Consider the following 24,324-nt stretch of genomic DNA (forward strand, 5'->3'; position numbering starts at 1 on the left):
GTTGTTATGCCAGCCAGGTCAGCCATTGCATCAGGTTTTGAACCCAGAAAAGAAACTTAGCGGTGTATTTGGCCGTTGGCGCGGCCGAGGTTCGGATAGCGTAGCTGTTGTTGTTCAGATTGGTGTCGATATACAGCGTTTGGTCAGGGTCTACCTGCGCCCACTCGACACGGCCGGGCTGAACTAAAACAAATGTTTCGGACCGGGCTTTACCGTCCCATTGGAGCCGCTTTTCGCTGCCGTCGTCAAAATGTACCAGCACTTCCACGGGCATCTTCGCATCACCCAGACGGTAGACTGTTACCGTCGAGCGGTAGTTGGCTCCCTGTTTGCTGTTCCGGACCATATGAAGCTCATAGTCGCAGACCTGATCGCCGTAAAGCACCTGGTTGAAAAACCAGTTCATATCCGGCCCGTAGCGGTAATCCAGCCGCCGGGGCGTTATTTCGTTGACGATGGCGATGAAATCTTTACCGCTCGGATGCCGGAACTTCCAGCGATTAAAATATGTCTGCATGACCTCGTCCATGAGCGGTCGCCCCAGCAAGCCCTCCAGCGTTTTCATCCAGGTAGCCGTTTTGCTGTAGGTGAGCGCCCCATAATAATTGCCGGGGAGTTGCCAGGTGTTGGCGTAAGATGGGCTAATAGCCGGATTATCAAGGTGAACGTACGTATCCCGCGACATCTCAAAATCACCCATTCGCAGGCCCAGCCAGTCAACGACCGAGGTCTTACGCCCGTACGTTTCGTCCATGATCCGCCCTTCATAATACTGGTTAATCCCTTCGTCGAGCCAGGCTTCTTCAAACTCGTTACTGGCCAGCAACTGCATAAAATACTGATGGCCGAACTCGTGGATGGTTACCATCTCCGCCAGCCGTATTCCCGCCGGCAATCCCCAGGCTGTGCCGGCCGTGATAAAGGTAGGATACTCCATGCCGGCCGCACCCGATGCGTGAAAAGGGGGGTCAACAATGGTCAGGTTAGGATACGGGTAGCGGCCGAGGTATTTATCAAAATACGCCAGCGCGGCTTTGGCGGCCTCCAGGTGACGCTGCGCCTGGTAGCGGTGTTCGGGTTGCAGCAGTAGCTCGATGCTGACGTGCCGCCATTTATCCTCCACTACCTGAAAATGCGGGGAAGCTGTCCAGGCAAAATCAACAACATCTTCGGCCCGGTAGCGGATGGTTTTGGTGCCGTTGCGGTTCAGGGTTTCGCCCTGCATCAGGCCGGTGGCACTCACCCAATATTCTTTGGGTGTGGTCATGCTTACGTCGTACACGCCATAGTCGGCGTAAAACTCAGAGTTGGCATGAAACTGATGGGTATTCCATTGGCCGGTGGTAGCGTACCGGGTGCCGGCTGGTTCGTACACACCAATTTTAGGGAACCACTGACCCACCAGAAAAAAATCGCGGCTGTAGCCGGTACGGGCAAAAATCTGGGGTAGCTTGGCCCGGAAGGCAATGTCGAGCGTGATGGTTTCGCCCGGCCCGACGGGCTTGCTCAATGGCACCCGGATCACTGTCTGGTCGTCGGTATTACCATCGTCGGGCTGGAAAAACTGAATCTTAGGAGTTAGGTTCTCCCCGTTGCGAACCCGCATCGACAGCACATCGATGAAGCCGTAGGCCTCTTTGCTCGTCGCGTTGATGTATTCCCCCCGCAGTTGCCCGCCCGACTCGCGCATGAACGTCGACTGCTGATTTTTGAAGGCATTGAGGTACAGGTGAAACTGCAGCTCCCGAATGACATCCGTAGACGGATTACGCCAGACCAGGGTTTCGCGGCCCGTGAGTCGCTTAGTAGCCGGGTTCAGCTCCACCTGAATCTGGTAGTTGGCAATACTGGGGGATTGGGCCGCTGCTGAAAATGGAGCCACGACAAATAGTGCCGTCACAATAAGCAGCATTAAGTATTTATACATCAGCATAGGCAGCGTTAATCATTGAATTAGTTATAGCTAGCGGCACAGCAGGCCTTTTTGCCGATAAATAAATTTGGTAAGTTTTACAACAACCACAATTAAAAAAACAGTAGAATTGCTGTCAGCGAGTAATAGGACGAAATTATCCTTTTCTGCGTTTGCCTACATTGTCTCTGGAAGTATACGGAAAAATATAACCTATTGCCATAAAGAACGATAAGGATTAATCCTGCATAATTTATGCACATTCGCTTAAAGTAATAGTCTCATCGCTTATCACTAAACAAATTTCTTTTATGGACGTAAAATCTATTGTAAAATCGGTATTGGCCGTCTTGCTGGTTATGGGTTTGGAAAACTGTCAGCAACCAGTTGACAATCTATCTCCAAATACGGCCAAAAGTATGGCAGGCGCAAAGCAGGGTACGAAAACCTCAACTACGGTTGGTCCCTACTCCATAACTTTTGTTAGTGCAACACAATCCACAAACCCCAACAGGACCACGTTTACGTATACAGTTCAGCGAACAGGACCGGCGCAGGGTAATGGATTAAGTCACGTAATTTTCAGTCTGGGTGCCTGCCTTAACGCTTCTAATGTGGCAGGCGCTTCCATTGATGACAAACCGTATGCAAAGCTGGCCTACTCCGAGGGGAAAGGTACCGGCTGTAATCCTGCTGGTACAATCCTGAAATTTGACGATTTAGCAGACAATCTATCAAACGGGCAGCCGCACACATTTTCGTTTACAGTGAATAAGCTGGTTGGCACTACGGATGGTACAATTTTTACCAAAGCGGGCAAATCCTGTTACAGCGGAACCGTAACGTCGCCTGGTTGTGAAGGGGTAACGTACGAATTAGGTGGCCGCATGGAGATCCGGTATTGTACATACTACCCCATAGCCTCTGGCATAACAGGTTCCTATGGTATTCACATAAAAGACATTGAGGTCTTGCTTAAACAGAATGGAATAACTATTAAGAAAACCTATACAGATTGTGACGGCTATTTTAAGTTTACCGACATTCCGGCGGGTAACAATTATTTTGTTATTGTAGAAAGCACCCCCGCAAGAGAATTCAAATACGCCCATGTGATGGTTGATCCGATGGACATTCCCAGCACCTACTACAATACCCATAAGAATAACGTGGATTTCTGGCTGGATACATTCAATCCGGGTGAGTGTAACCCCGCTGATGATAATCCAATTCCGGAGATTAACAGCGGTTTTGTACGGACAGATCCATTTGTAAACACAGGCATCTGTAATCTGTAACTAATTACCCACCTAACGGCCCGCCGGTGTCGGCGGGCCGTTCTTTTTCGACCCGTAAACACCGGCAATCCCGCAGATGGCTGGTGTTTATTATGCAGGGTTACCAATAGCCTATCGTTCCCGCTTTCGGATAGGGACAACTGCTTCCGTTTCATCCCAGGCGAGCAGCATATCAGTGCCTTCCGGCTGCGGTACGAAGCTGATAAAGAACTGCTCGGCCGGCTGTTCCCGTTTTCGGGTTGTTACCGGCACGCGCAGCACATCTTTGGTCTGATCGTAGTTGGTGCCCCACTGCCCGGTTTCCTTATTGAAGATAATGATCCAGCCGGCTTGTGAGGGTATCGACCAAAGCGAATATTCCCCTTCGTCGAGCGGCTGCCCGGCCACGGTTACATCTTCGTCAAAATCAATGACAGTAGCTTCGTTAGCTCCGGTACGCCATACTTCGCCATACGGTACCAGTCCACCAAAAATCTTACGACCTTTCTTATAAGGCTGGCTGTATTCCACTTTAATACGAAGGCCATTTTGTTCGATTTCCGCCGTAGCCGCCGGGCTAAAGGATTTGGTATAACTGCGGAACCCGATGAAGGCAAGGAGTAGAACAACCAGAACAACACCGACAATGATTAGAACTCGTTTCATGAGCAAATAAAGTTTATCATTCAGGGGTTAATAGTATGAAAAAAGCCGGTTGGTACCAATCGGCTTGTTAACGTATCAGGACTGTTTTGCTGTTTTCAGCCTATCGCGTAACTGAAACAACTCGTCGCGCAGGCGTGCAGCCTCCAGAAAGTTAAGCTCTTTGGCGGCTTTTTCCATTTTGTTCTGTGTTTCGGCAATGAGCTGCTCCAGGTCATTTTTGCCCATGTACTGCACCACCGGATCAGCGGCAATCCGGATCTCTTCGGGCTCCACGTAGTACTGGCGGGTAGCCGGTTTAGAGTCTGCTACTTTGGTTTGTTCCAGAATCGCTTCGCGGGATTTGAGTACCGTAGTCGGCGTAATACCGTGCTCTTCATTATAGACCTTCTGGATGGCCCGGCGCCGGTTGGTTTCGTCAATGGCTTTCTCCATAGAGCCCGTAATCCGGTCGGCATACATCAGTACCTTTCCGTTGGCGTTCCGGGCGGCCCGACCAATGGTCTGAATCAGGGAGCGAATGTCGCGCAGGAATCCTTCTTTGTCGGCATCCATAATGGCTACCAGCGATACTTCGGGCAGGTCAAGTCCTTCCCGCAGGAGGTTTACTCCCACCAGCACATCAAACAGTCCCAGCCGCAGTTCCCGCAGGATTTCGACCCGATCCAGCGTTTTTACTTCCGAGTGAATGTAGCGGGTTTTGATGCCGACGCGGTCGAGGTATTTACTAAGCTCTTCGGCCATACGTTTGGTCAGCGTGGTCACCAGCACCCGTTCGCTGCGTTTGATGCGGGCGTCTATCTCTTCGAGCAGATCGTCAATCTGGTTCAGACTTGGGCGTACTTCAATTTCGGGGTCAAGCAGTCCAGTGGGCCGAATCAATTGCTCGACCACCACACCCTCGCTGATCCGCAGCTCATAATCGGCCGGGGTGGCGCTGACGAAGATGGTCTGCCCCGCCATCTGCTCAAATTCCTGGAACGTGAGCGGGCGGTTATCCAGGGCCGACGGCAGCCGGAAACCATAATCCACAAGCGCTTCTTTGCGGGAGCGGTCACCGCCCCACATGGCCCGAATCTGTGGCATGGTAACGTGGCTTTCGTCGACCACCAGCAGGTAATCTTCGGGGAAATAATCCAGCAGGCAGAACGGCCGCTGCCCCGGTTTCCGGCGGTCGAAGTAGCGGGAGTAGTTCTCGATGCCGGAGCAATAGCCCAGTTCCCGCATCATTTCCAGGTCAAACTCGGTGCGCTCTTTGATTCGCTGCGCTTCCATATCCCGGAATTCCGACTCAAAGTACCGGACCTGCGCCACCAGATCATCCTGAATTTCGTGGATGGCGTTGTTGAGTGTGTCCCGGCCAGTCACAAAGAGGTTGGCGGGGAAAATGGTAATCATCCGTTCGTCAGACAACTTCTTACCCGTATTCGGATCAATGCGCTGGATGGCCTCTACCTCATCGCCGAAGAAAATGATCCGGTAGGCAAAGTCGGCGTAGGCGACAAACACATCTACAGTATCACCTTTAACCCGGAAGTTACCCCGCTGAAAATCGCCCTCAGTCCGGCTATACAGAATCTCTACCAGCCGGAACAGAAACTGGTTGCGGCTGATAATTTCGCCGACACCCAGCCGCACAACATTATTCTTAAACTCCTCGGGGTTACCCATACCGTAAATACACGATACTGAAGCCACCACAATGACATCGCGTCGGCCACTCATCAGCGCCGACGTCGCCGACAGCCGCAGCTTATCAATCTCTTCATTGATAGCGAGGTCCTTTTCAATGTACGTGTTTGTGGTGGCGATGTATGCTTCCGGCTGGTAGTAGTCGTAATACGAAATGAAGTACTCGACGGCATTTTCGGGGAAGAACTGCTTAAACTCGCCGTAGAGCTGGGCCGCCAGCGTTTTATTGTGGCTAAGCACCAGGGTCGGGCGATTCAGTTGGGCAATAACATTGGCGACGGTGAAGGTATTATGCACAAAAAATCCTCCCATACCGGATAGAAACGTCTCGGGACCAGGCACCGTAAAATCGTATACGTACGGATGTTCGTAGGTGATGGGCTCGACGCGCTGCACGGGCGACCACCGAAGTTTACTGAGTGCGTGTAGCTTTTGCCAGACCTGCCACCATTGAGCCGAAACGGGTCGATTGGCAGCTTCTGCTTCCAAAGCGGTCAGAATAGCTTTCAGGCTGCTCCGCTGCGGCCGTCGCTGTCCGTACTCCATCAGATGAATGGCCGGGCGCGACAAACCAGCCAGACTGGCCAGTCGTTTCGCGGAAAGCCCAACGCCGGTGCGCAGCAGCGTCAGGTCACCGGGCGCTATGGGTACTACATCGACATTGGAGTTTGCCGGTTTATTGAGAAGCTCCGCCAGCCGCTCCTGCTTATAGTCGATGGAAAAACCTATATGTTGGTTAAACCGCTCCAGATCAGCCTGACCAGAGATACTCACCTGGTAATACCAGTTCCCGGCATGGGTGCTGTTGGTAGCCCGTTTCCAGCGCCGGTTAATGCGTCCCCAAATGCCGAACCGCAACAGGGCATACAGCAGATCGGAGGTCAACTGCCGGCTGGCTGTCATACAGTAGACTGCCCGGCCTTTTTCTACGTAGCCATCCCCGTCGAAATAGGCCCGGAGCAGTTGCCCCAGCCGGTTGTCGGCCAGGTCGGGCCAGAAAGGCGGTAGCTGTTTTGTGTACGATGTTTTACCGCACTGATCGCCCAATAACTCCGCCAGCAGGGCCGACGAAATCTGGTAATCAGACGAGGGGCGAACGGTAAACCACTGCCCCAACTGCCCTAAAATCTGCTCAATATCCTGCCGAATCTGTTCGTTCCGATTGGCAATAATCAGGTACCAGTCCTGACTATTCCCCTCAGCGATATAGTACCCCATCAGCCGCAGAAAATCAGGCGTAAGGGAGAGTTGGGCGGGTAAATTATTGTTCCCAGTCCGGTTGCGCAGCACATTTACCGATAAATCCTTCTGCGCCACCAGATGGTTATCCTGAAAAACGGATAATGATTGGCGCTCAAACGGATCGAGCAACGGTCTAGTAATGCGTTTTTGACCGGCTTCATCCGTTATGGTTCGCTGATGCAGCAGTTTGCGCACCCCTACCTGCCGCACTCCCGTTTCAACGAACAGGGAGCGGGTGGAAATACGACCCAACGTTTCAAGTGTGTTCAGGGTGTCAACGCTGTTTCCAGGGAACAGTTGTTCGGGGATGGGCATGTAATCGGTGGGCCGGGCATCGGCCGTTTTGATCAGGCACAATTCGCCATTCCGTAATACCCATAGGTTATGATCGGCGGTAAAGGTAGCTTCACGACCACAAGCCGTTTGGAGGGCATACATCGTCTGGGTAGGCGCATGACGGGTAAACGACCGTATAGGGTAAAGGGCGACCTGACCGGTTTGGGGGTCAAAGGCCTGGGTGTAATAGGTAGTCATTCCGGAAGCTACATTCAGTACTTCGTGGTCACCCTGACGCTCTGCCCGTCCCTCTTGCATGGCCGCGTCAATCAGCGGACCGATGGGTCGTATGCGGGTGGTAGTGGTGTGCCCGGTTGATTCAACAACGTGAACCAAATCGTTGTAGCCTAGGCTCTTGCCGGACCCGGTTACACCAAGTAACACTTGTGCCGGTTCGCCTTCCTGAATACCTTCGACCAGCTTGTTAATAGCCTGCGGCTGGTCGCCGGTGGGCTGAAATTCTGACGTTAATTTGAAGTTCATTGTATTTGGCGTGCAATCTGGCTAAGATACATAAATCCGGGCAGGATTACAAGTTGGCTTTAAAAACAGGCAGGTTGTCGATACCGGTAAGACGGCGAAAACTCTAATAAATTAGTAGAGTAAGAGGTTACGCCCTTGTAAATCAACCTCTTTATTATGGCAACAACACAGAATACGCCACTATCAGTAGTAAAAATAGGTATGGGAGCCCTGCTGCTGACCGTATGCCTGAGCTGCTCGGGTAACTCCAACGAGAATACAACCGGAACAACACCGCCCGTTATGGGTCGGAAGGGTGATACTACCATGTCTACTGTACCCGGCGATGCTCCGATTCAGGCACCGGCAGACAGTACATCCGCCCAGGGACGTACCCTGCTGAGGGTTGAGGTTACGCCTGATAATGCCAAACAGAGTAACTAGCGATAAAAGCTGGAACTAACCTATCAGGAGAGCCGCCATTGTTCAGGATAATACCTGCTCTTTATGGCTGGAGCGCTGCGCTACTCCAGATTCAGGGGAATGTTGATGCCGTGATGAACCAGCAGAAAGAGAAACAGGCCAATCCAGAGAACGTCGACAAAATGCCAGTAGAGGGTGATAAGCCTCAGCCGCAATTGATTGGGGGGATTAACACTATACACAAAGGAATCGATATAAGGCCGCCGGCGGAGCGCTTCGGCCAGGGCAATTACCAGAAAAACAAGCCCGATCAGAATGTGCAGCAGGTGCAGCCCCGAAAGCAGATAAATAAAACTGCCCGACGGATTGCCTTCCAGTACCACGCCGGAAACAAATAGTTGCCGCCAGCCCCAGGCCTGCAGCAGTATAAACAACGTACCCAGCGCCAGCGTAGTGCTCATATTGGTCCGGTAGTTGGCAAACCGCTCCTGTCGGAATGCCTGATTGGCGTTGTGCAACGTGAGGCTGCTCAGCAGAATAGCGAAGGTGCTGATCAGAAAAACATTGGGCAGCGGCACATCCGACCAGCCCGGACCCGTTCGCCGAACGATATACACCGCCAGCAAAACCGTAAAAATCAGAACGCTGCCGGCAATGCCTAGCCAGACCATAAAGCGGAACGGCTCCCTCCGTTTCGTAAAGATGTTGCTCACCGAATACTACAATTTACCTTGCCAAACGCTGTAATCCGGAAAATGGTTTTGGCCATCCGGCGGAGCCGCAAAAATCCCGTACACCGCAGATCCCGACCCACTCATACTGGCATACTCGGCTCCCAGATCGTATAACTGCTGTTTCAGACCGGCAAGCAGCGGATAAGCCGGAAAGAGATTATCTTCAAAATCATTGTGTACTGAATGCCGCCACTGCGCTACGGGGGCCATCAGCAACTCACGCAGGGGTATGTCCGGCTGCCGGGGTCGCACACCGGCATAGGCTTCCGCCGTAGAAATCGCCAGGTTCGGGTAAACCAGCAGGATGTAATAGCCGGACAGATCAACGCTGACCGGCTCAAAAACATCACCTTTTTCGAGGCAGTACAGGGGTTGGTTCCGGATAAAAAAAGCGCAGTCGCTGCCGAGCTGCCGGGCGTAAGTCTCCATCTGCTCCATTGGGAGGGCCAGGCCAAACCGCTCGTCGAGCAGCCGGATAGTAAAGGCGGCATCGGCGGAGCCGCCCCCCAGGCCTGCCCCAATGGGTATGATTTTGTGCAGGTGCAGGTGTACCGGCGGCAGTGCGTAATCGGCTTTCAACAAGTTATACGCCCTGACGCACAGATTTTGGGCCGGATCACCCGGAATTGGTATGCCACTGCTCGTAAACCGGAGGGTTTCGGCCGGGATTACTTCCAGCACATCCTGCCAGCCAACAGGGTAAAAGCAGGATTGCAGGTTATGAAAACCGTCGGGCCGTTTTTCGGTAATCTGTAAACCAATGTTGATTTTGCAATTCGGGAATGTCAGCATAGGTAGGCAAAGCCGCTCGATCGGGGTATCTGTCGTTGGAGCACACTGGCACCAATCACAAACTTACCGACTTTAGCGGATCGACAATACTTTAAATTCAGTTCGGCGGTTACGCTGGTATTCCGCTTCGGTACAAATTACTCCGTCGCGGCAATTGTTCAGCGGCATACTTTCGCCGTAGCCTTTGGCGGTTATGCGCTTCCGGCTGATGCCTTTAGACATCAGGTAGTCGGCAACGGCCCGCGCCCGCCGGTTCGATAGCTCCAGATTATACTGGGCATCCCCCTGACTGTCGGTATGGGAGCTAACCTCAATAGCCAGACCGGGGTACTTTAGCATAATGGCGACGAGTTTGTCCAGCTCGCCGGCGGCATTGGGTCGTAAACTATAGCTGTCGAGGTCGTAGTAAACATTGCCTACCGTTACCACATCTCCAACTCCCAGCATTCTGATATCGGCCGACAGGAATTTAGGGCCTGAGCGTCGGGGCGTTGTGGCCGCCCGCCGTACCCGATTGGCGTTTGTGCCAAAAGCTTCTTTACTGGCAACGAGAGTATACTCACAATCATCGCTCAGGTCGAAGGCATAGCGGCCGTCGGCCCCGGTAATGATCTCTACTGTACTCCCATCGCATTCGTTCCGTAATTGTACCGTAACGCCGGCCATAGGTTTACCATCCTTTTCACCCATAATAGTGCCGTGAATACGCGATCGCATGACGGGGGCCAGGCCAGCTTCTGTCAAGGTAGAATCGCTACCCTGAGCGGCCAGGGTATCCGACACCACCGAAAGCCGCAGGGGCATTTCCAGCCGCGACGGCTGATCATCGGTTATATATCGCGTAGAATAACCGATGGTGCTGCTGATATAGCCGTCCCGCAGGGCTGTAAAGGTAAAGGTACTGTTCGGCTCCAGGCAAAGCCGGATAAGACCGTCGGCATCGGCTTTTAGCGGCTGTACGGGCGGATCACCTCCTGTTCGCCTTACATATACGGTTACGCTGTCGAACGACTTATCGGTAGCGGCATCATACACCCGAATGGTTAGGGCCCGGCAGCCATTGATAGCCCCTTCCCGTACAAAGCGGTATATATCGTCGTTGCTGTTTCGCCGGTTGCTGCTGAAATACCCCGACCGCCGGTTGCCGTCGGTAATCAGGCCGAAGTCATCCTGCGGGGAGTTGATCGGATCATCCAGTCGTTCAACCGCCTGCACGGTGGAGCCCTGCATCAGGGCGTAAAAAATGTCAAGCCCGCCTAAGCCCCGCCGGCCGTCGGTGGAGAAATATAAGTTGCCGTGTTCGTCTACAAACGGAAACAGCTCGTTCCCTTTGGTATTAATCTCTTTGCCCAGATTTACCGGCTTCGACCACTGTCCGCCCTCCCAGCGACTGACGTATAGGTCGGTTCCGCCGAAGCCGCCAGGCATATCGGACGCAAAATAAAGCAGCTTATCGTCGTAGCTCAGTGTCGGGTGGCCAACCGAATACTCGTCACTATTAAACGGCAATTCCTGTACATTGGTCCAGCCCCCGTTTTGGTAATCGGCCGAGTAAAGCTTGAGTTTGCTTACGCCATCGGCGCTTTTCCTGGCCTTGCCATTGTTGTAGTTATTACGGGTAAAAATAATGCCTGATCCATCGTGGAAAAAAGTAGCCGGGCCCTCATGGTAGCGGGTATTCAATGTCTGGCTGAAACGCTGAACAGGATTAACCGGATTGGCACTGTAGCCAAGTCCGCGGCTGATATTGATCCCCGTTTCAAAATTGGGCACCGTACGGCTATCGTTGGCGGAGGTCCGGGTGTAAGCATCGGTACCTAACCGACGAGCCTCGGAGTTGGGTCTGCGTACCTGCTGGCTGGCTGTAGGTTTAGTTTCTGTTCCGTCCGGATTTACAATTCGGGTTATTTTGATCTGGCTGCGGTCCGGAATGTAAAACAGGTCGAGGTAGCCGGCACCTCCTCCGCTGCCTGTTGTTTCGATGGTAAAGCTGCCTTTTTTTCCCGCTACGTATACCAGGCCTTCTTTATAATAGGCAGGACTAAACTCTTCGTTGGGGGTATTGAACCCCAATGTTTCAAGCCGGTAGCGAGTAGGTTGCCGTTTGCCGGAGGTATTTACCGGAACCGCCTGTATGCTATTTGCATGATCCTTGATCCGAAGGTATCGTTCGTATTGCTGCTGTGCTTCCTGAAATTTGCCGTTGCCGGCCAGGGTTTGGGCATAAGCCAGCAGTTGCGCTGGGCTTTGGGCTTCCGGGGCGGTGCTGCTGAACCATTCCTGGTATAATCGCTCGGCTTTCTGAAAGTCGCCTGCCTGCCGGTAGGCATAAGCCAGATTCGACTGAACGGTAGCCAGTTGACTGGCAGAGAGCCGCTGTCTGTGCTGATTCAGAAGTTCGGAATAGACATCGATAGCCCGCCCGAAAACACGCCGGCTGAGCAAGCGGTCGGCCTGTTGCAGCAACGAATCCGGTTGTGCGTGTGTTACGGTATAGCCAAACAGCAGGAGTAATAAAAGGGGTATTACTTGACCGTATTGCCTCATAAATATTAACGTCAAAATAAATTGGCGCCAGCACAGCAGCATATTCAAACGTTTAGCAGTAGAAAGAGCCGCTTTGTTTTCTGATAAGATGCCATAAGCTCCTTCTAAACTACTCTACAAATAAATAAAAACGCAAAGAAACCGGTATAATTAAACCAACCGGCGATTATTGAAAAACTAACCAGCTCGTTCTCAGTCGCTAATACGGTTAGCTGTTTAATGTAACAAAAGCATTTTCCTTCTGTTTAAACAAAGACCCGGCATCCATTTATCCGCAAAGGTTTTCTGAACTTTCTGCTTTTTAGCGTGACTTTCGTTCGTTTATTTTGTTTTAAACTAGTCAGACGTTATGGCGGCAGGTAGTTCAGGCATCGGCACGATCAGTTCTTTATGCGAGTTAGTTTCTGGATCGGAGTACTCTTTGTTGGGTTGATTGGCTGTAAATCACGGTCAACCGAACCGGATCAGCCGCAACCCGGTGGGCAGCTCACATCGGGTACGGCCAATTTCAGCCGGTATCTGGCCGTGGGGAATTCCCTCACCGCCGGGTTTATGAATGGCGGACTGTACCGCGACAGTCAGCTGGCTTCGTATCCGAATCTGCTGGCACAACGGTTTCGGCTGGCCAACGGGGGTACTTTTGTGCAGCCTCTTTTTCCGGATGGGCAGCAAAATGGCACCGGCTACTATCGGCTCACCAATACTCTGACACCCGATGGGCAGCCAGTGGTTGAATACGTCACGAACAATACGGCGCTGCGCAGTGAGTCTCCGCTGCTGTTGACCAAATATACCGGAACGGCTCCCGATAATATGGGTATCCCGGGAATTCGGCTTGCCGATGTTCAGGATCAGAACTTATCCCAGCAGAACCCGTATTTTGAACGCCTGCTGACCAGCGGGCAGGAGAGAACAACGTATCTGGCCTATGTGAAGAGTCGCTCACATACCTTTTTTACCTGCTGGATGGGTAACAATGATATTCTGGGATTTGTTACCAGCGGTGGCCGGCTGCCGATTACCGGTCAGACTGCGTTTCGCGAAAATCTAAATGCGCTGCTGGATGCGCTCACTGCCAACAATGCCAAAGGCGTACTGGCTAATCTGACCGACTTAGCGGATATGCCTTACCTGACGGCCCGCACCGTTGCTCAGTTGGGTGGTGCCCAGAAGGCTACCATATACATCCGAACCGGTACAGGCCTGGTTCGGGTCGCTACCAATAATGACTACATCCTCTATAATGCCGACTCCATAGGAATAGCTAACCGAACGGGACTAAACAAAGGGTATTTTGCAGCCTACCCGCTCAACAATGAAGATGTACTGGATGCCGACGAGGCTAAACAGGCTCAGAATGCTACAGACGTGTTCAACAAAATTATTGCCGAAACCGCAGCCGCCCGGCAACTACCGGTTATGGATGTACAGGCCCTCATGCACCGGGTAAAAATAGGTTTTACAGAGGATAACGTGCTGTTTAACACTGTACTTCCGGCCGGCGAGACCTTTTCGCTGGATGGTATTCATCCCACCGCCAGAGGCTATGCGCTCCTGGCTAATGAATACCTGAAAACAATTAATGCTCATTACCAGACCCGGTTTCCGCTCTACAATCTGAGTACCCTCAAGTAAGGGTTTCTGAAGTGCGCCGTGCCGATTCGCGCAGGATAGATTCGGTATACTCACTTAATTGGGGCTTTTGCCTTTTAAGCGGGTCTGCCCACCAAAATAATAGGATTTTTCGCCCGGTTTGTGGAAAATCCGTTGCTCCGGCATCAAACAGGAGAAAGGCCTTTCCGGGTAGGGATAACGAATCCGGGTCGTTTTCCGTTAATTCTGTTGCCTGGTTTACTCTTGTTGTGTAGCTATGTTTTTTAAGCGGTTCAGAAGACAGCAGCCCACTACCGATGCGGAGTTTGTCGCAGCCTATAAGGCTACGGGTAATCTCGAATTACTGGGGGCGTTGTATGAGCGGCATATGGAGCTGGTCTACGCCGTGTGCTTCAAGTACCTGCGCGACGAAGAGGAGAGCAAAGATGCCGTTATGCAGTTGTTTGAGCAGTTAATCACCGATCTGCGCCGGCACGAGGTCCAGCATTTCCGAAGCTGGCTGCATAGCGTGGCCCGGAATTATTGCCTGATGCAACTCCGCAGCAGGCGGGTGTATTCAGAAGAAAGCCTGTCGGCTTCCAGCGATGATCCGGACAGTGAGGCAGCCTCTGCTCCCCGGCAATTGGTAGCGGACGACGACAATGAGCTGGATCTGGAGCACGATCTGAATTGTATGAGTGGTTGTCTGAACGCGCTGCCACCGGAACAGAAACGCTGTATTGAATTATTTTATCTTAAACAGAAAAGTTACGCCGACGTTGCCGATGAAACCGGCTTTGATCTGAAGCAGGTAAAGAGTTACCTGCAAAACGGACGGCGTAATTTGAAAATATGCATGGAAAAACACCATGACTAAACACGTGTACACCGATCAGTTAACGCTCAACGACCTTCAGGCGTATCTGGATGACCGGTTGAGCAGCCGGGCCCGGCACCGTGTAGAGCGGATTCTGCTGGAGCAACCGTTCTATGCCGACGCCCTCGACGGGTTAAAGGCCCTGCGGCAGAATGGGGCATCGGTAACCGAACAAACCACCAACCTGAAAGCCGCTCTCCAGGAGCGTATTCATGCATCGGCCAGCGAACGCCGGCTGCTGCCTCTCTGGCTGACGGCTGCTACCGCCTGTATTTTGCTGGTGCTGAGCGTTGCTATTTACCTAATCTTCTTTGTGCAGCCGCCTACTACCCGGCCCGCCCACCCAACCGGAACCAAAGTGGTTGAAGTAGAACTGACGCCGGTGGATAGTTTGAAGGGGGTAAGGGCGGAAAGGAGTAAGGAGAAAAGGCGATAAAGTTTCATATAAAGCCGGAATGGTTTAGTTTCGCCAAAAATTATTAACAAAAGAAACACCATTGGTTAACGGAACACTATCCATTTAGGCCTGATCCGGGTAGCTTCGGTAAACATTTACCGACAGAAGTACGTTAACCGGTCATTAATCACTTACTTAGTTCAACATGCACAAGCAGTCTTCTTTCCGCCTATTCACACTATTACTTGTAACAATTTTATGCGTTAATTCTGTCACTTTTGCGCAGCAGCGCTGGAGCGCCGGTCCCCGACTAGGGGTGAATTTCTCTAAGTTTACAGGAACCGGTAACGATACGCGGTATATTCCGGGAGCGGTAATTGGTGGATTCCTTATGTATAGTGATATCCGGCACTTTGGAGCATCAATGGATGTGCTTTTCTCCCAGAAAGGTGCCAAGCAGCCTGGCACCAATACCTTTACCCAACGCATTAACTACTTAGATATTCCCCTGGCTTTCCGGTACTTTCTGACGACATCCGGAAATTTTCGTCCTAATATCTTTGTCGGGCCTTCTTTTGGCTTTAAGCTTAACGCACAGGCTAAAAATCCGAATATGGCGGTGTCAGACAATAGTCAGGTTTTTGCCAATTCAGACATTGGCCTGCTGGCAGGCTTTCAGTTGAACTGGCGGGCCGGTAACCGGCAACGTTTTCTGATAGATACGCGGTATACATATGGCATGACCGACATATACATCGGACCCAACAGTGCAAACATTGATACCCACAATTCAGTGTTTACCGTTACAGTAGGCTATGGGTTCGGTATCGGCCGGAATTATTAAGCCATACAATTGTAAATAGGAGAGGCTCAGCTATGCCGTAGCGAATAGTTACGGCATAGCTGAGCCTCGTGATTTTGTGCGTCTACTGATTCGGGCAGGTTATAGGCTGGTAAAGCCGATCAGGCGAGGCTTACCTGAATTTCGGTGACGTTATTGGCCGGGGTGTCAAGATCCACAACAGTATAGATCTCACGCACGTGGCTGCCGTCCTGATAACCCAGCCGGTAAAACTCAGCAAAGAACGCATCATACACGGCCATAAGGTCACTCCAAGGACCAACATGGGTGTAGGACACGCACCGAAATGAGTCGAACTCCCGAAATGTAAACGATTCCGGCTCACCGGCGGCTTCACTGACCGGGAGGGCAATCTCTAACTGAAACTCCTTTTCCAGATCACCCGTAGCGCCGGTATACACCCATTGCACCGGTCCGGTTACTTCGAGGTTCAGTCGCTGGGCTTCCTGTCTCATCTGATTGGCGACAACGCCGTAGTATTGCGACAAATCCTTCAGTGTGGTGCGGGTGGTAAAACAAAGGGCGGTGAACGGTGGAACGACCTTTTCTGTCAGTTGGACGGTTGGGGTAGAATCGGTTTGTGTTGTCATGGTATTTGTTGTTTTAAGGGCCATGACAAAGGTAATCCGGGGTAGTGACAACCCTATGTCAGCAGGCTTTCAGGAAATATTCGGTAAATAATGGTCGCGGATTTCGGCTGCCAGCGAGCGCATCAGCGTCTTCAGCGACTCCGGCGATTCAACCGTTACCTCATCACCAAACATAAGTATCCAGCGGCTAAGCCCTTCCAGAAAGCGGGTCTTAAAATGCATTCGAACCCTGTCATCCAAGTTCTCCTCAGATTCGTAGCCATAGACGTACTTCTGCTCCTGCATGAAGCGGACTACGTGCTTGCGGAATACCAGCGTCACATCTGTTTGCGGCATGGCATCCGTCTCCCGCGACAGGTACTGCTGGAGCGACAATAGCCGCCGACTGGTAAACCGCTTGCCAGTATTGGTCAGCTGCCGTATTCGGTCGACGCGGAAGTCGCGGTAATCCTGGCGAAGCTGACAAAAGCCAATCAGGTGCCAGCCACGGCCGTAATGATACAGACCAATGGCTTCTACATCGCGCTGGGTAATCTGCTCATTGTAGTTGGAGAGGTATTCCATTGAAAGAACCTGCTGTTGGGCAATGGCTTCCTGAATTTCGTTTAAAAGCAGGTTGGAATAGGGGGTTGGCCGGGTTACTGCGTGGACGGCAATCTTTGGCTCCAGTTCCTCCAGGTATTCTTTCTCAGAGCCCTTCATCACCGCTTTAATCTTGTAGAGCGCCGATTGGAATGGCTCGGTAAGCGACTTATCCGCCAGTGTCTCCACAAACTTCCCGCCCACCAGCAACGCACTGGCTTCGGCATTGGTAAACATCACCGGCGGCAGGTTGTAGCCCTCCAGAAAGTACCCTATACCGGCTTCGGCCCCGATGGGTACGCCCGCTTCTTCCAGCGCCCGAATATCCCGGTAAACGGTTCGGAGGCTGATGGAAAAGCGGTCGGCCAGTTCCTGTGCTTTTACAACCTTTTTCGTTTGCAGGTGAATGAGTATAGCGGTCAGCCGGTCAATGCGGTTCATGGTAGAGGAAGTATTTGAAACCGCTATATAACAAGAAAGCCGGCCCTAAAACAAGGCCGGCTTATCGGTTTTCAGCTGTTGTGAATTGTATGATCTTAAAAGATGTACCGGTTTTCCGCAATCATCGCATCGGCAATCCGGCGACGAGCGTTTTTCAGGTTCATCGGTTCAATTTTGGTAAAGCGTTTCAGGCCCATCAGCATCACGCGCAGTTCGTCGCCTTCGGCAAATGACGTGATAGCGGCCCGTCCGGCATTGTTTACTTTCTCCACGGCTTCGTGCAGGTAGCAAAGCGCCATATCTTTCTGCAGTGAAACGGCTTCTTCGCCTTTGATGCCGATCAGCTTCTCAACCCGCAGCAGGACCGATTCGGCGGCATAAATTTCGATGCCCATGTCGGCGATGCTCATCAGGATTTCCTGTTCGTCCGATAGTTTCATCATGAACTTCTGCACGGCGGCACCAGATACCATCAGCACGGCTTTCTTCAGGTTCCGCAGGACCTTTTTCTCGGCAACAAAGAAACCCTCTTCCTCGTCGGCACCGAAGTCAGGGATAGACATAATCTCTTTTCCCACTGCCATTGCCGGACCCATCAGGTCGAGTTCGCCCTTCATGGCCCGCTTCAGCAGCATATCCACCATCAGCATCCGGTTGATTTCGTTGGTACCTTCAAAAATCCGGTTGATGCGGGCGTCGCGATAGCTGCGGTCCATCGGTGCATCGGCCGAGTAGCCCATACCACCGTATATCTGGACACCTTCATCCACCACGTAATCGAGCACTTCGGAACCATGTACTTTCATGATGGCGCACTCAATGGCAAATTGCTCCAGGGCCTTCAGCTTGGCATCAGCATCGCTCATGCCTTTACCTTTCAGGTCCTCAATCAGGTCGTCGATGTTCTGACCAGCCCGGTAGCTCGCCGATTCCGAGGCAAACACTTTCAAGGCCATTTCGCCCAGCTTGTGCTTGATAGCCCCGAAGTTGGCGATAGGTGTACCAAACTGTTTTCGCTCATTGGCGTAGCGAACAGCATTGGTAATTACTTCTTTCGAGCCACCAACAGCCGCCACACCAAGCTTGATACGCCCAATGTTCAGGATATTAACGGCAATCTTGAAGCCGTTGCCCCGCTCCGACAGCAGGTTCTCCACCGGAACTTTGACGTCGTTGAAGAACACCTGCCGGGTATCGGAGCCTTTGATACCCATTTTATGTTCCGGCTCATTCATTGTAATGCCCTCGTACGAGCGCTCGACGACAAAGGCCGATAAGTTTTTATCCGGCTGGCCGGACCCATCATCAATCTTGGCAAAGACGATATACACATCGGCGAAACCACCGTTGGTAATCCACATCTTTTGCCCGTTCAGGATGTAATATTGACCATCCTCAGACAGTTTGGCTTTCGTCTTGCCGGAGTTAGCATCCGAACCGGAATCCGGCTCCGTCAGACAGTAAGCGGCTTTCCACTCACCGGTTGCCAGTTTTGGCAGGTACTTGGCTTTCTGCTCGTCGTTACCGTAGTAGACAATCGGCAGCGTCCCAATACCCGTGTGGGCCGACAGGGCCACAGAAAACGAATGGCCGGCACCCGTAACTTCAGCTACCAGCATAGAGGTGTTGAAGTTCATGCCGAACCCGCCGTACTCTTCCGGCACCGATGTGCCCAGCAGACCCAGCTCGCCGGCTTTGTCCATCAGTGAGGATATCAGTTCCGGCGATTTGGCTTTATCAATTTCTTCCAGACGCGGCCAGATTTCCTTCTCCAGGAATTCCCGGCAGGTAGCGGCAATCATCCGCTGCTCTTCAGTGAACTCTTCGGGAATGAACACCTGCGAAGCGTCAGTCTCTTTAATCAAAAACTCACCGCCCTTGATAGAAGCTTTGTTGTCGGTTGCAATCATGGCTATAGATAAATGAGTTTATTTGTTATGCGTGCATACTAATATATCACAAAGGAATAGAAAAAAATAATAGTATGCAAGCATAATATTGTATTATTTTTCTGTTACGCAGCTACATGCCGAAATATGAAAAAGCCCTGTTCAAAGCAGATGAAACAGGGCTTTTTCATTTAACAGCCAACTATCAGTTTAGGACTTCGTAAATACCGGCTACGCCCTGACCACCGCCTACGCAAGCCGATACCATACCGTACTTCTGACTGTTCCGCTGCATTTCATCGATCAGCTGCACCGACAGTCGGGCACCGGTAGAGCCCAGCGCGTGACCCAGAGCAATGGCTCCGCCGTTCGGGTTAATCTTGCTGCGGTCCAGGTCCAACTCCTGAATTACCGCCAGCGATTGAGCCGCAAACGCTTCGTTCAGTTCAATCAGTTCAATATCATCCTGCTTCAGCCCGGCTTTCTGCAACGCCAGCGGAATAGCCGCTACCGGACCGATTCCCATGATACGGGGCTCCACCCCAGCCGTTGCGTACGACATCATCCGCGCCTTCGGCTTTAGACCAAGTTCGTTCACCAGCCGCTCCGACATGACAAGGACGAAAGCCGCCCCGTCGGACGTCTGCGACGAGTTACCGGCCGTTACAGAACCACCGGCGGCAAATACCGGTTTCAGTTTCGCTAGTGCTTCGGCGGTTGTATCGGCACGGGGACCTTCATCTTTAGCGACCGTCCATTCCCGGCTTTTCTTCTTACCGGCTTCATTATCAAAGTAGGTTTCCTTCACCGAAATGGGTACAATCTGGTCGTCAAACTTGCCGTTTTGCTGAGCGGCTAAGGCTTTCTGATGCGATTCATAGGCGAATTCATCCTGCGCGTCGCGGCTGATTTTGAACTGCTCAGCTACCTGCTCGGCTGTCAGACCCATCCCGATATAATAATCCGGGTGCTTCTGCGCGATTTCGTAGTTCAGGGCTGTTTTCCAGCCCATCACCGGCACCAGCGACATTGATTCGGTACCGCCGGCTATGATACAATCGGCCAGACCCGCGTGGATCTTTGCCGAAGCAATGGCAATAGCCTCCAGACCGGAGCCGCAGTAACGGTTAATAGTCATACCCGGCACACTGTTTGGCAATGACAGCAGCGAGATGTAACGGGCAATCTGCATACCCTGTTCAGCCTCGGGTACAGCATTACCCACAATCAGGTCTTCTACACGAGCGGGGTCAAGCTGCGGTACCTGCTGCAATAGATGTTTAATTACTTCAGCCGCCATGTCGTCGGGTCGGGTGAATCGTAACCCGCCCCGTGGGGCTTTGCCAACGGCTGTCCGATATCCGGCTACTACGTATGCATCCATATCTGGTTTAGTTGTTGGTATTGTCTGATTTTCTTACTGCAATAACAAAATTTTTCCGGGAAAAATCACACCGGTTGAGCAGAATATTATGCAAGCATACTATCGGAGTTGGGATTTGGTAGATTAAAAGGATTTACAGGATAAACGAAAAGAGGCTACCGGGTGATAGCCTCTTTAAGAATGTATGCTTAATTGTTTTTTCAGAAATGGCGTTCGCCGGCCTCTCGTTTGCCGAGCATAACGGCCCCGACCATAGCAACCAGGAACAGGACAGACGCTAATTCAAACGGCAGCAGATAATCGGTGTACAGCACTTTGCCAAGACTCTCAACCAGACCGACCTGCGAATTGTACTCCATAGGGTTGAACGTGTCTATCTGAGCCACGCGGAAAATAGCCAGCAAGAGGATCATCAGCACCCCGCCTACGACCACGGCCGCCATCTTGGTCATGTTTGTCTTTGATTCTTCATCATCTTTCCGAAGATTCAGAAACATAATCGTAAACAGGAAGAGTACCATAATGGCACCGGCGTACACAATGATATTAACGGCGGCCAGAAACTGCGCATTGAGCAGGATATAATGCCCGGACAGGCAGAAGAACGTGCCAATGAGTGCCAGTACGCTGTGAATGGGGTTGCGGGCCGTAACAACGGTAATGGCGCTTAGCAGCGTGATACCGGTCAGGACGTAAAATAGAATTTCGGTAGTTTTCATGCCAAAACGTATAAAGAAGAAAGCCTGACCCGCTCAGGGGCAGGTCAGGCAGGTCGGTAGCTCTACTAGGTAGCGGCTCGGGATAAAGTGGGCTCGGTTGGCGTGGCCTTTACGTCCGTATTGGTCCGGATGTATCGGTCGTCCAGTTGCTCTACCAGCTTATCTTTGCCGTAAATCACATCGTCGCGCTCAGTAAAAACCGGTACAAAGCGGTCGTGACGGAGGTAGATTGCCTGCTTGGGACAAGCCTCCTCGCACAAACCGCAAAAGATGCAGCGCAGCATATTAATTTCGTACACGGCTGCGTATTTCTCCTCCCGGTACAACTCTTCTTCCCCCTTCCGGCGTTCGGCGGCTACCATAGAGATGGCTTCGGCCGGGCAGGCTACGGCGCACAGGCCGCAGGCGGTACAGCGCTCCCGGCCTTCTTCATCGCGCTTCAGTACGTGATGGCCTCGAAACACCGGTCCCAGGTACCGCTTTACTTCCGGATACTGGATGGTCGGCTTCTTCTGGAAGAAGTGTTTTATGGTAATCGCCAGTCCTTGAGCAATGGCCGGCAGGTACATCCGCTCGGCCAATGTCATCTCTTTGTTACTGACGTGTTTTGATCTATTGGTTAACTGCATAGCTTTCCTTTTTTTAAGACCGCTGCGGACTTGTACTAACCTGCCGGCGCGGAGCTTTGATGGCGTTCGTAGCCGCCAGTACAACCATAACAATGACAATCAGCCAGGTTGCGTATTTGATGTTATACAGCAGTCCCAGGCCGGTAATCACGATATTCAGGATCGACAGCGGAATCAGGCTTTTCCAGCCCAGGTTCATCAACTGATCATAGCGGAACCGCGGAACCGTCCAGCGAATCCACATGAAAAAGAAGATGAAGAAGAATATCTTGGCAAATAAGGCGATGGTACCAATCAGCGTAGCCAGGTTATGCCCAACCACCGCGCCCAGCGAACCCGTCAGCGTTTCGCGAACCCAGTCCATACCTGGATAATGGAAACCACCAAAATATAGGGTAGCAATCACCGCCGACGATACAAACATATTGATGTACTCGGCAAACAGGTAAAAGCCCAGTTTCATGGAGCTGTACTCGGTGTGGTAACCACCCACCAGTTCAGTCTCACACTCCGGCAGGTCGAACGGGGTCCGGTTACACTCGGCAAAGGCACAGGTCAGGAAAATGATGAAGCCCAGGGGCTGCGTAAAAACATTCCACTCAAAGAAGCTGGCCTGCTCGCTGACAATATGCCGCAGTGACAGTGAACCCGTCATCATCAGAATGGCGATAATCGACATACCCAGGGCAATTTCGTAGCTGATGTTCTGCGAGGCTGCCCGAATGGCGCCCAGCAACGAAAATTTATTGTTGGAAGCCCAGCCACCCACCATGATGCCGTATACCCCCAGTGATACCACGCCAAAGATGTACAAAATACCAATGTTCACTTCGATTCCCTGCACCGGCACCAGGGTATCTTCATACCGGATACTCTCTCCGAAGGGAATTACCGCGCTTGACATCAGGGCGGTCAGCATGGCCAGACAGGGACCCAAAATAAACAGCCATTTGTTGGCCTTCGATGGAATGAAGTCTTCTTTGAAGAACATCTTACCGGCATCGGCCAGAGGCTGCAACAGGCCAAACGGACCCGCCCGGTTTGGACCCAGACGGTCCTGCAAAAAACCGGCAACCTTCCGCTCGGCGTAGGTCGAGTACATGGCAATCAGCAACGTCAGACCAAAGACGACGAGGATGATGATTGCCTTAATGATTAATTCCGTTAGGTTCATGATATAGGGTCGTCTTACGGTTCTGGTTCGTTGGCCGAGGGTAATTTGGCAAAGCGTTCGGCCGGCAACTGCCGAATGGCCAGTTGAGAAGTATCCCGCTTGTCGTCAACCTGCTTATACTGGCTGGCGGCCAGCTTGAGGCCAAAATCCGGCTTTTTCAGGTCACCCCGGTATTTGTTGGCTGAAATTACAGAGCCACGGGCAATTTTGGTTGGTCCTTCAATAACCCAGTCGCTCGTCTGCTTCTTTTCGAATCGGCAGGTGTTGCAGATGAATTCGGTAACCTCGTTCCACTCGTTCTTACGGGCCGTTACGCGGATTACCTCTTCGCCCCGATACCATAGCGTTACCTTACCTGAGCAGGTTGGGCAGTCGCGGTGCGCATCAACCGGTTTGGTAAACCATACCCGATTCTTGAAACGATACGTTTTGTCGGTCAAGGCACCTACCGGGCATACATCGATGACGTTGCCGGAGAAGTCGTTGTCTACGGCTTTCTCGATATAAGTGCTGATTTCGGCGGCATCACCCCGGCCTAATACACCGTGAACGCGCTTGTTGGTGATCTGGTCGGCAGTGTACACGCAACGGTAACACAGGATGCAGCGCGTCATGTGCAGTTGAATGTACGGACCAATATCGTGCTTCTCAAACGTCCGGCGATCCTCCTCATAGCGGGTAGTCGCCAAACCATGATTAAAGGCAAAATTTTGCAGGTCACACTCACCGGCCTGATCGCAGACCGGGCAGTCGAGCGGGTGGTTCAAGAGTAGAAACTCGACAATCCCTTTACGGGTATCCAGCACCTGCTGGTTGGATTTGTTTTCCACCACCATACCATCCTGCACGGGTGTGATGCACGAGGCCACCAGCTTCGGCATCGGGCGCGGATCTTTGGCCGACCCGGCAGCTACCTTCACCAGACAGGCCCGGCACTTACCCCCGCTGCCTTTCAGCGGCTGGTAATAACACATGGCCGGTGGGGCCACATCGCCACCGATTTTCCGGGCCGCCTGCAAAATGGTCGTACCCGGCTCCACCTCGACTTCAATGCCATCAATGGTGACTGTATATAGTTGCGGCTTATTTTCTTCCATTTTATTTTTC

General features: G+C 52.1%; 20 protein-coding genes. 6 read left to right on the top strand and 14 right to left on the bottom strand.

Features of this window, described 5'->3' with window-relative positions; all coding sequences use genetic code 11:
* Window positions 1–4 precede the first annotated feature (4 nt).
* A complete protein-coding gene (locus ABD931_RS19020) occupies window positions 5–1,912 on the bottom strand; it encodes a M1 family metallopeptidase (protein ID WP_345269556.1) in 1,908 nt (635 codons plus the stop codon).
* 614 nt (window positions 1,913–2,526) lie between these two features.
* Between ABD931_RS19020 and ABD931_RS19025 the strand changes: the two genes are divergently transcribed.
* A complete protein-coding gene (locus tag ABD931_RS19025; RefSeq protein ID WP_345269479.1) occupies window positions 2,527–3,210 on the top strand; it encodes a hypothetical protein in 684 nt (227 codons plus the stop codon).
* A 111-nt stretch (window positions 3,211–3,321) separates the two neighbouring features.
* Here ABD931_RS19025 and ABD931_RS19030 read toward each other — a convergent pair whose 3' ends face one another.
* Window positions 3,322–3,855 carry a DUF2911 domain-containing protein gene (locus ABD931_RS19030; protein WP_345269480.1) on the bottom strand — a complete coding sequence of 178 codons (534 nt, stop codon included), beginning with the start codon at window positions 3,853–3,855 and terminating at the stop codon, window positions 3,322–3,324.
* Window positions 3,856–3,930: 75 nt separating this feature from the next.
* Window positions 3,931–7,605 (bottom strand): excinuclease ABC subunit UvrB, encoded by a 3,675-nt coding sequence (gene uvrB / locus ABD931_RS29275; protein ID WP_370469333.1) that lies wholly within the window; start codon window positions 7,603–7,605, stop codon window positions 3,931–3,933.
* A gap of 156 nt (window positions 7,606–7,761) precedes the next feature.
* Between uvrB and ABD931_RS19045 the strand changes: the two genes are divergently transcribed.
* Window positions 7,762–8,028 (top strand): hypothetical protein, encoded by a 267-nt coding sequence (locus ABD931_RS19045; RefSeq protein ID WP_345269481.1) that lies wholly within the window; start codon window positions 7,762–7,764, stop codon window positions 8,026–8,028.
* 80 nt (window positions 8,029–8,108) lie between these two features.
* On the opposite strand, the gene ABD931_RS19050 is transcribed toward ABD931_RS19045, so the two are convergent.
* The 3 genes from ABD931_RS19050 to ABD931_RS19060 form a co-directional block, all read right to left on the bottom strand.
* Complete coding sequence (locus ABD931_RS19050) at window positions 8,109–8,720, bottom strand: cytochrome c oxidase subunit 3 (RefSeq protein WP_345269482.1); 612 nt, start codon at window positions 8,718–8,720, stop codon at window positions 8,109–8,111.
* A 6-nt stretch (window positions 8,721–8,726) separates the two neighbouring features.
* A complete protein-coding gene (gene ispE / locus ABD931_RS19055) occupies window positions 8,727–9,533 on the bottom strand; it encodes a 4-(cytidine 5'-diphospho)-2-C-methyl-D-erythritol kinase (protein WP_345269483.1) in 807 nt (268 codons plus the stop codon).
* Window positions 9,534–9,605: 72 nt separating this feature from the next.
* Entirely contained in the window at window positions 9,606–12,080 is a 2,475-nt protein-coding gene (locus ABD931_RS19060; protein ID WP_345269484.1) for an OmpA family protein, read from the bottom strand.
* Window positions 12,081–12,470: 390 nt separating this feature from the next.
* Between ABD931_RS19060 and ABD931_RS19065 the strand changes: the two genes are divergently transcribed.
* The 4 genes from ABD931_RS19065 (at window position 12,471) to ABD931_RS19080 (ending at window position 15,791) form a co-directional block, all read left to right on the top strand.
* Complete coding sequence (locus ABD931_RS19065; protein WP_345269485.1) at window positions 12,471–13,715, top strand: SGNH/GDSL hydrolase family protein; 1,245 nt, start codon at window positions 12,471–12,473, stop codon at window positions 13,713–13,715.
* Between the two features lie 235 nt (window positions 13,716–13,950).
* A complete protein-coding gene (locus tag ABD931_RS19070; RefSeq protein WP_345269486.1) occupies window positions 13,951–14,550 on the top strand; it encodes an RNA polymerase sigma factor in 600 nt (199 codons plus the stop codon).
* Window positions 14,543–14,986 (top strand): anti-sigma factor family protein, encoded by a 444-nt coding sequence (locus ABD931_RS19075; protein WP_345269487.1) that lies wholly within the window; start codon window positions 14,543–14,545, stop codon window positions 14,984–14,986. Before ABD931_RS19070 ends, ABD931_RS19075 begins: the two co-directional genes overlap by 8 nt.
* Window positions 14,987–15,152: 166 nt before the next feature.
* Complete coding sequence (locus ABD931_RS19080; protein WP_345269488.1) at window positions 15,153–15,791, top strand: porin family protein; 639 nt, start codon at window positions 15,153–15,155, stop codon at window positions 15,789–15,791.
* A gap of 119 nt (window positions 15,792–15,910) precedes the next feature.
* Here the strand turns inward: ABD931_RS19080 and ABD931_RS19085 are convergent, their stop codons facing one another.
* The 8 genes from ABD931_RS19085 to ABD931_RS19120 all read right to left on the bottom strand — a co-directional run bounded on the left by ABD931_RS19085 (window position 15,911) and on the right by ABD931_RS19120 (window position 24,314).
* Window positions 15,911–16,399, bottom strand: a complete 489-nt coding sequence (locus ABD931_RS19085) for a GyrI-like domain-containing protein (RefSeq protein WP_345269489.1) — start codon at window positions 16,397–16,399, stop codon at window positions 15,911–15,913.
* A 69-nt stretch (window positions 16,400–16,468) separates the two neighbouring features.
* On the bottom strand, window positions 16,469–17,422 hold the full coding sequence (locus ABD931_RS19090; protein ID WP_345269490.1) for a helix-turn-helix transcriptional regulator: 954 nt from the start codon (window positions 17,420–17,422) through the stop codon (window positions 16,469–16,471).
* A gap of 95 nt (window positions 17,423–17,517) precedes the next feature.
* The gene (locus ABD931_RS19095) at window positions 17,518–19,332 is read right to left on the bottom strand and encodes an acyl-CoA dehydrogenase FadE (RefSeq protein ID WP_345269491.1); all 1,815 of its coding nucleotides are present in this window, start codon (window positions 19,330–19,332) and stop codon (window positions 17,518–17,520) included.
* 184 nt (window positions 19,333–19,516) lie between these two features.
* Window positions 19,517–20,695 carry an acetyl-CoA C-acyltransferase gene (locus ABD931_RS19100; protein WP_345269492.1) on the bottom strand — a complete coding sequence of 393 codons (1,179 nt, stop codon included), beginning with the start codon at window positions 20,693–20,695 and terminating at the stop codon, window positions 19,517–19,519.
* A 200-nt stretch (window positions 20,696–20,895) separates the two neighbouring features.
* Window positions 20,896–21,414 carry an NADH-quinone oxidoreductase subunit J family protein gene (locus ABD931_RS19105; RefSeq protein WP_345269493.1) on the bottom strand — a complete coding sequence of 173 codons (519 nt, stop codon included), beginning with the start codon at window positions 21,412–21,414 and terminating at the stop codon, window positions 20,896–20,898.
* Window positions 21,415–21,479: 65 nt separating this feature from the next.
* Window positions 21,480–22,043, bottom strand: coding sequence for a NuoI/complex I 23 kDa subunit family protein (locus ABD931_RS19110; protein WP_345269494.1), 564 nt, complete (start codon window positions 22,041–22,043; stop codon window positions 21,480–21,482).
* Between the two features lie 13 nt (window positions 22,044–22,056).
* Window positions 22,057–23,217, bottom strand: coding sequence for an NADH-quinone oxidoreductase subunit NuoH (gene nuoH, locus ABD931_RS19115; protein ID WP_345269495.1), 1,161 nt, complete (start codon window positions 23,215–23,217; stop codon window positions 22,057–22,059).
* A gap of 14 nt (window positions 23,218–23,231) precedes the next feature.
* On the bottom strand, window positions 23,232–24,314 hold the full coding sequence (locus tag ABD931_RS19120; RefSeq protein WP_345269496.1) for an NADH-quinone oxidoreductase subunit G: 1,083 nt from the start codon (window positions 24,312–24,314) through the stop codon (window positions 23,232–23,234).
* Window positions 24,315–24,324: the final 10 nt, after the last annotated feature.

Origin of the sequence: Nibrella viscosa (assembly GCF_039541875.1) — a bacterium.
Taxonomy (GTDB): Bacteria; Bacteroidota; Bacteroidia; order Cytophagales; family Spirosomataceae; genus Nibrella; species Nibrella viscosa.

Bases quoted from the DNA above. Each gene is read 5' to 3' on its own strand.
- ABD931_RS19020 (WP_345269556.1), bottom strand. From the start codon at position 1,912: ATGCTGCTTATTGTGACGGCACTATTTGTCGTGGCTCCATTTTCAGCA.
- ABD931_RS19030 (WP_345269480.1), bottom strand. From the start codon at position 3,855: ATGAAACGAGTTCTAATCATTGTCGGTGTTGTTCTGGTTGTTCTACTC.
- uvrB (WP_370469333.1), bottom strand. From the start codon at position 7,605: ATGAACTTCAAATTAACGTCAGAATTTCAGCCCACCGGCGACCAGCCG.
- ABD931_RS19045 (WP_345269481.1), top strand. From the start codon at position 7,762: ATGGCAACAACACAGAATACGCCACTATCAGTAGTAAAAATAGGTATG.
- ispE (WP_345269483.1), bottom strand. From the start codon at position 9,533: ATGCTGACATTCCCGAATTGCAAAATCAACATTGGTTTACAGATTACC.
- ABD931_RS19060 (WP_345269484.1), bottom strand. From the start codon at position 12,080: ATGAGGCAATACGGTCAAGTAATACCCCTTTTATTACTCCTGCTGTTT.
- ABD931_RS19065 (WP_345269485.1), top strand. From the start codon at position 12,471: ATGCGAGTTAGTTTCTGGATCGGAGTACTCTTTGTTGGGTTGATTGGC.
- ABD931_RS19070 (WP_345269486.1), top strand. From the start codon at position 13,951: ATGTTTTTTAAGCGGTTCAGAAGACAGCAGCCCACTACCGATGCGGAG.
- ABD931_RS19075 (WP_345269487.1), top strand. From the start codon at position 14,543: ATGACTAAACACGTGTACACCGATCAGTTAACGCTCAACGACCTTCAG.
- ABD931_RS19080 (WP_345269488.1), top strand. From the start codon at position 15,153: ATGCACAAGCAGTCTTCTTTCCGCCTATTCACACTATTACTTGTAACA.
- ABD931_RS19085 (WP_345269489.1), bottom strand. From the start codon at position 16,399: ATGACAACACAAACCGATTCTACCCCAACCGTCCAACTGACAGAAAAG.
- ABD931_RS19090 (WP_345269490.1), bottom strand. From the start codon at position 17,422: ATGAACCGCATTGACCGGCTGACCGCTATACTCATTCACCTGCAAACG.
- ABD931_RS19095 (WP_345269491.1), bottom strand. From the start codon at position 19,332: ATGATTGCAACCGACAACAAAGCTTCTATCAAGGGCGGTGAGTTTTTG.
- ABD931_RS19100 (WP_345269492.1), bottom strand. From the start codon at position 20,695: ATGGATGCATACGTAGTAGCCGGATATCGGACAGCCGTTGGCAAAGCC.
- ABD931_RS19105 (WP_345269493.1), bottom strand. From the start codon at position 21,414: ATGAAAACTACCGAAATTCTATTTTACGTCCTGACCGGTATCACGCTG.
- ABD931_RS19110 (WP_345269494.1), bottom strand. From the start codon at position 22,043: ATGCAGTTAACCAATAGATCAAAACACGTCAGTAACAAAGAGATGACA.
- nuoH (WP_345269495.1), bottom strand. From the start codon at position 23,217: ATGAACCTAACGGAATTAATCATTAAGGCAATCATCATCCTCGTCGTC.
- ABD931_RS19120 (WP_345269496.1), bottom strand. From the start codon at position 24,314: ATGGAAGAAAATAAGCCGCAACTATATACAGTCACCATTGATGGCATT.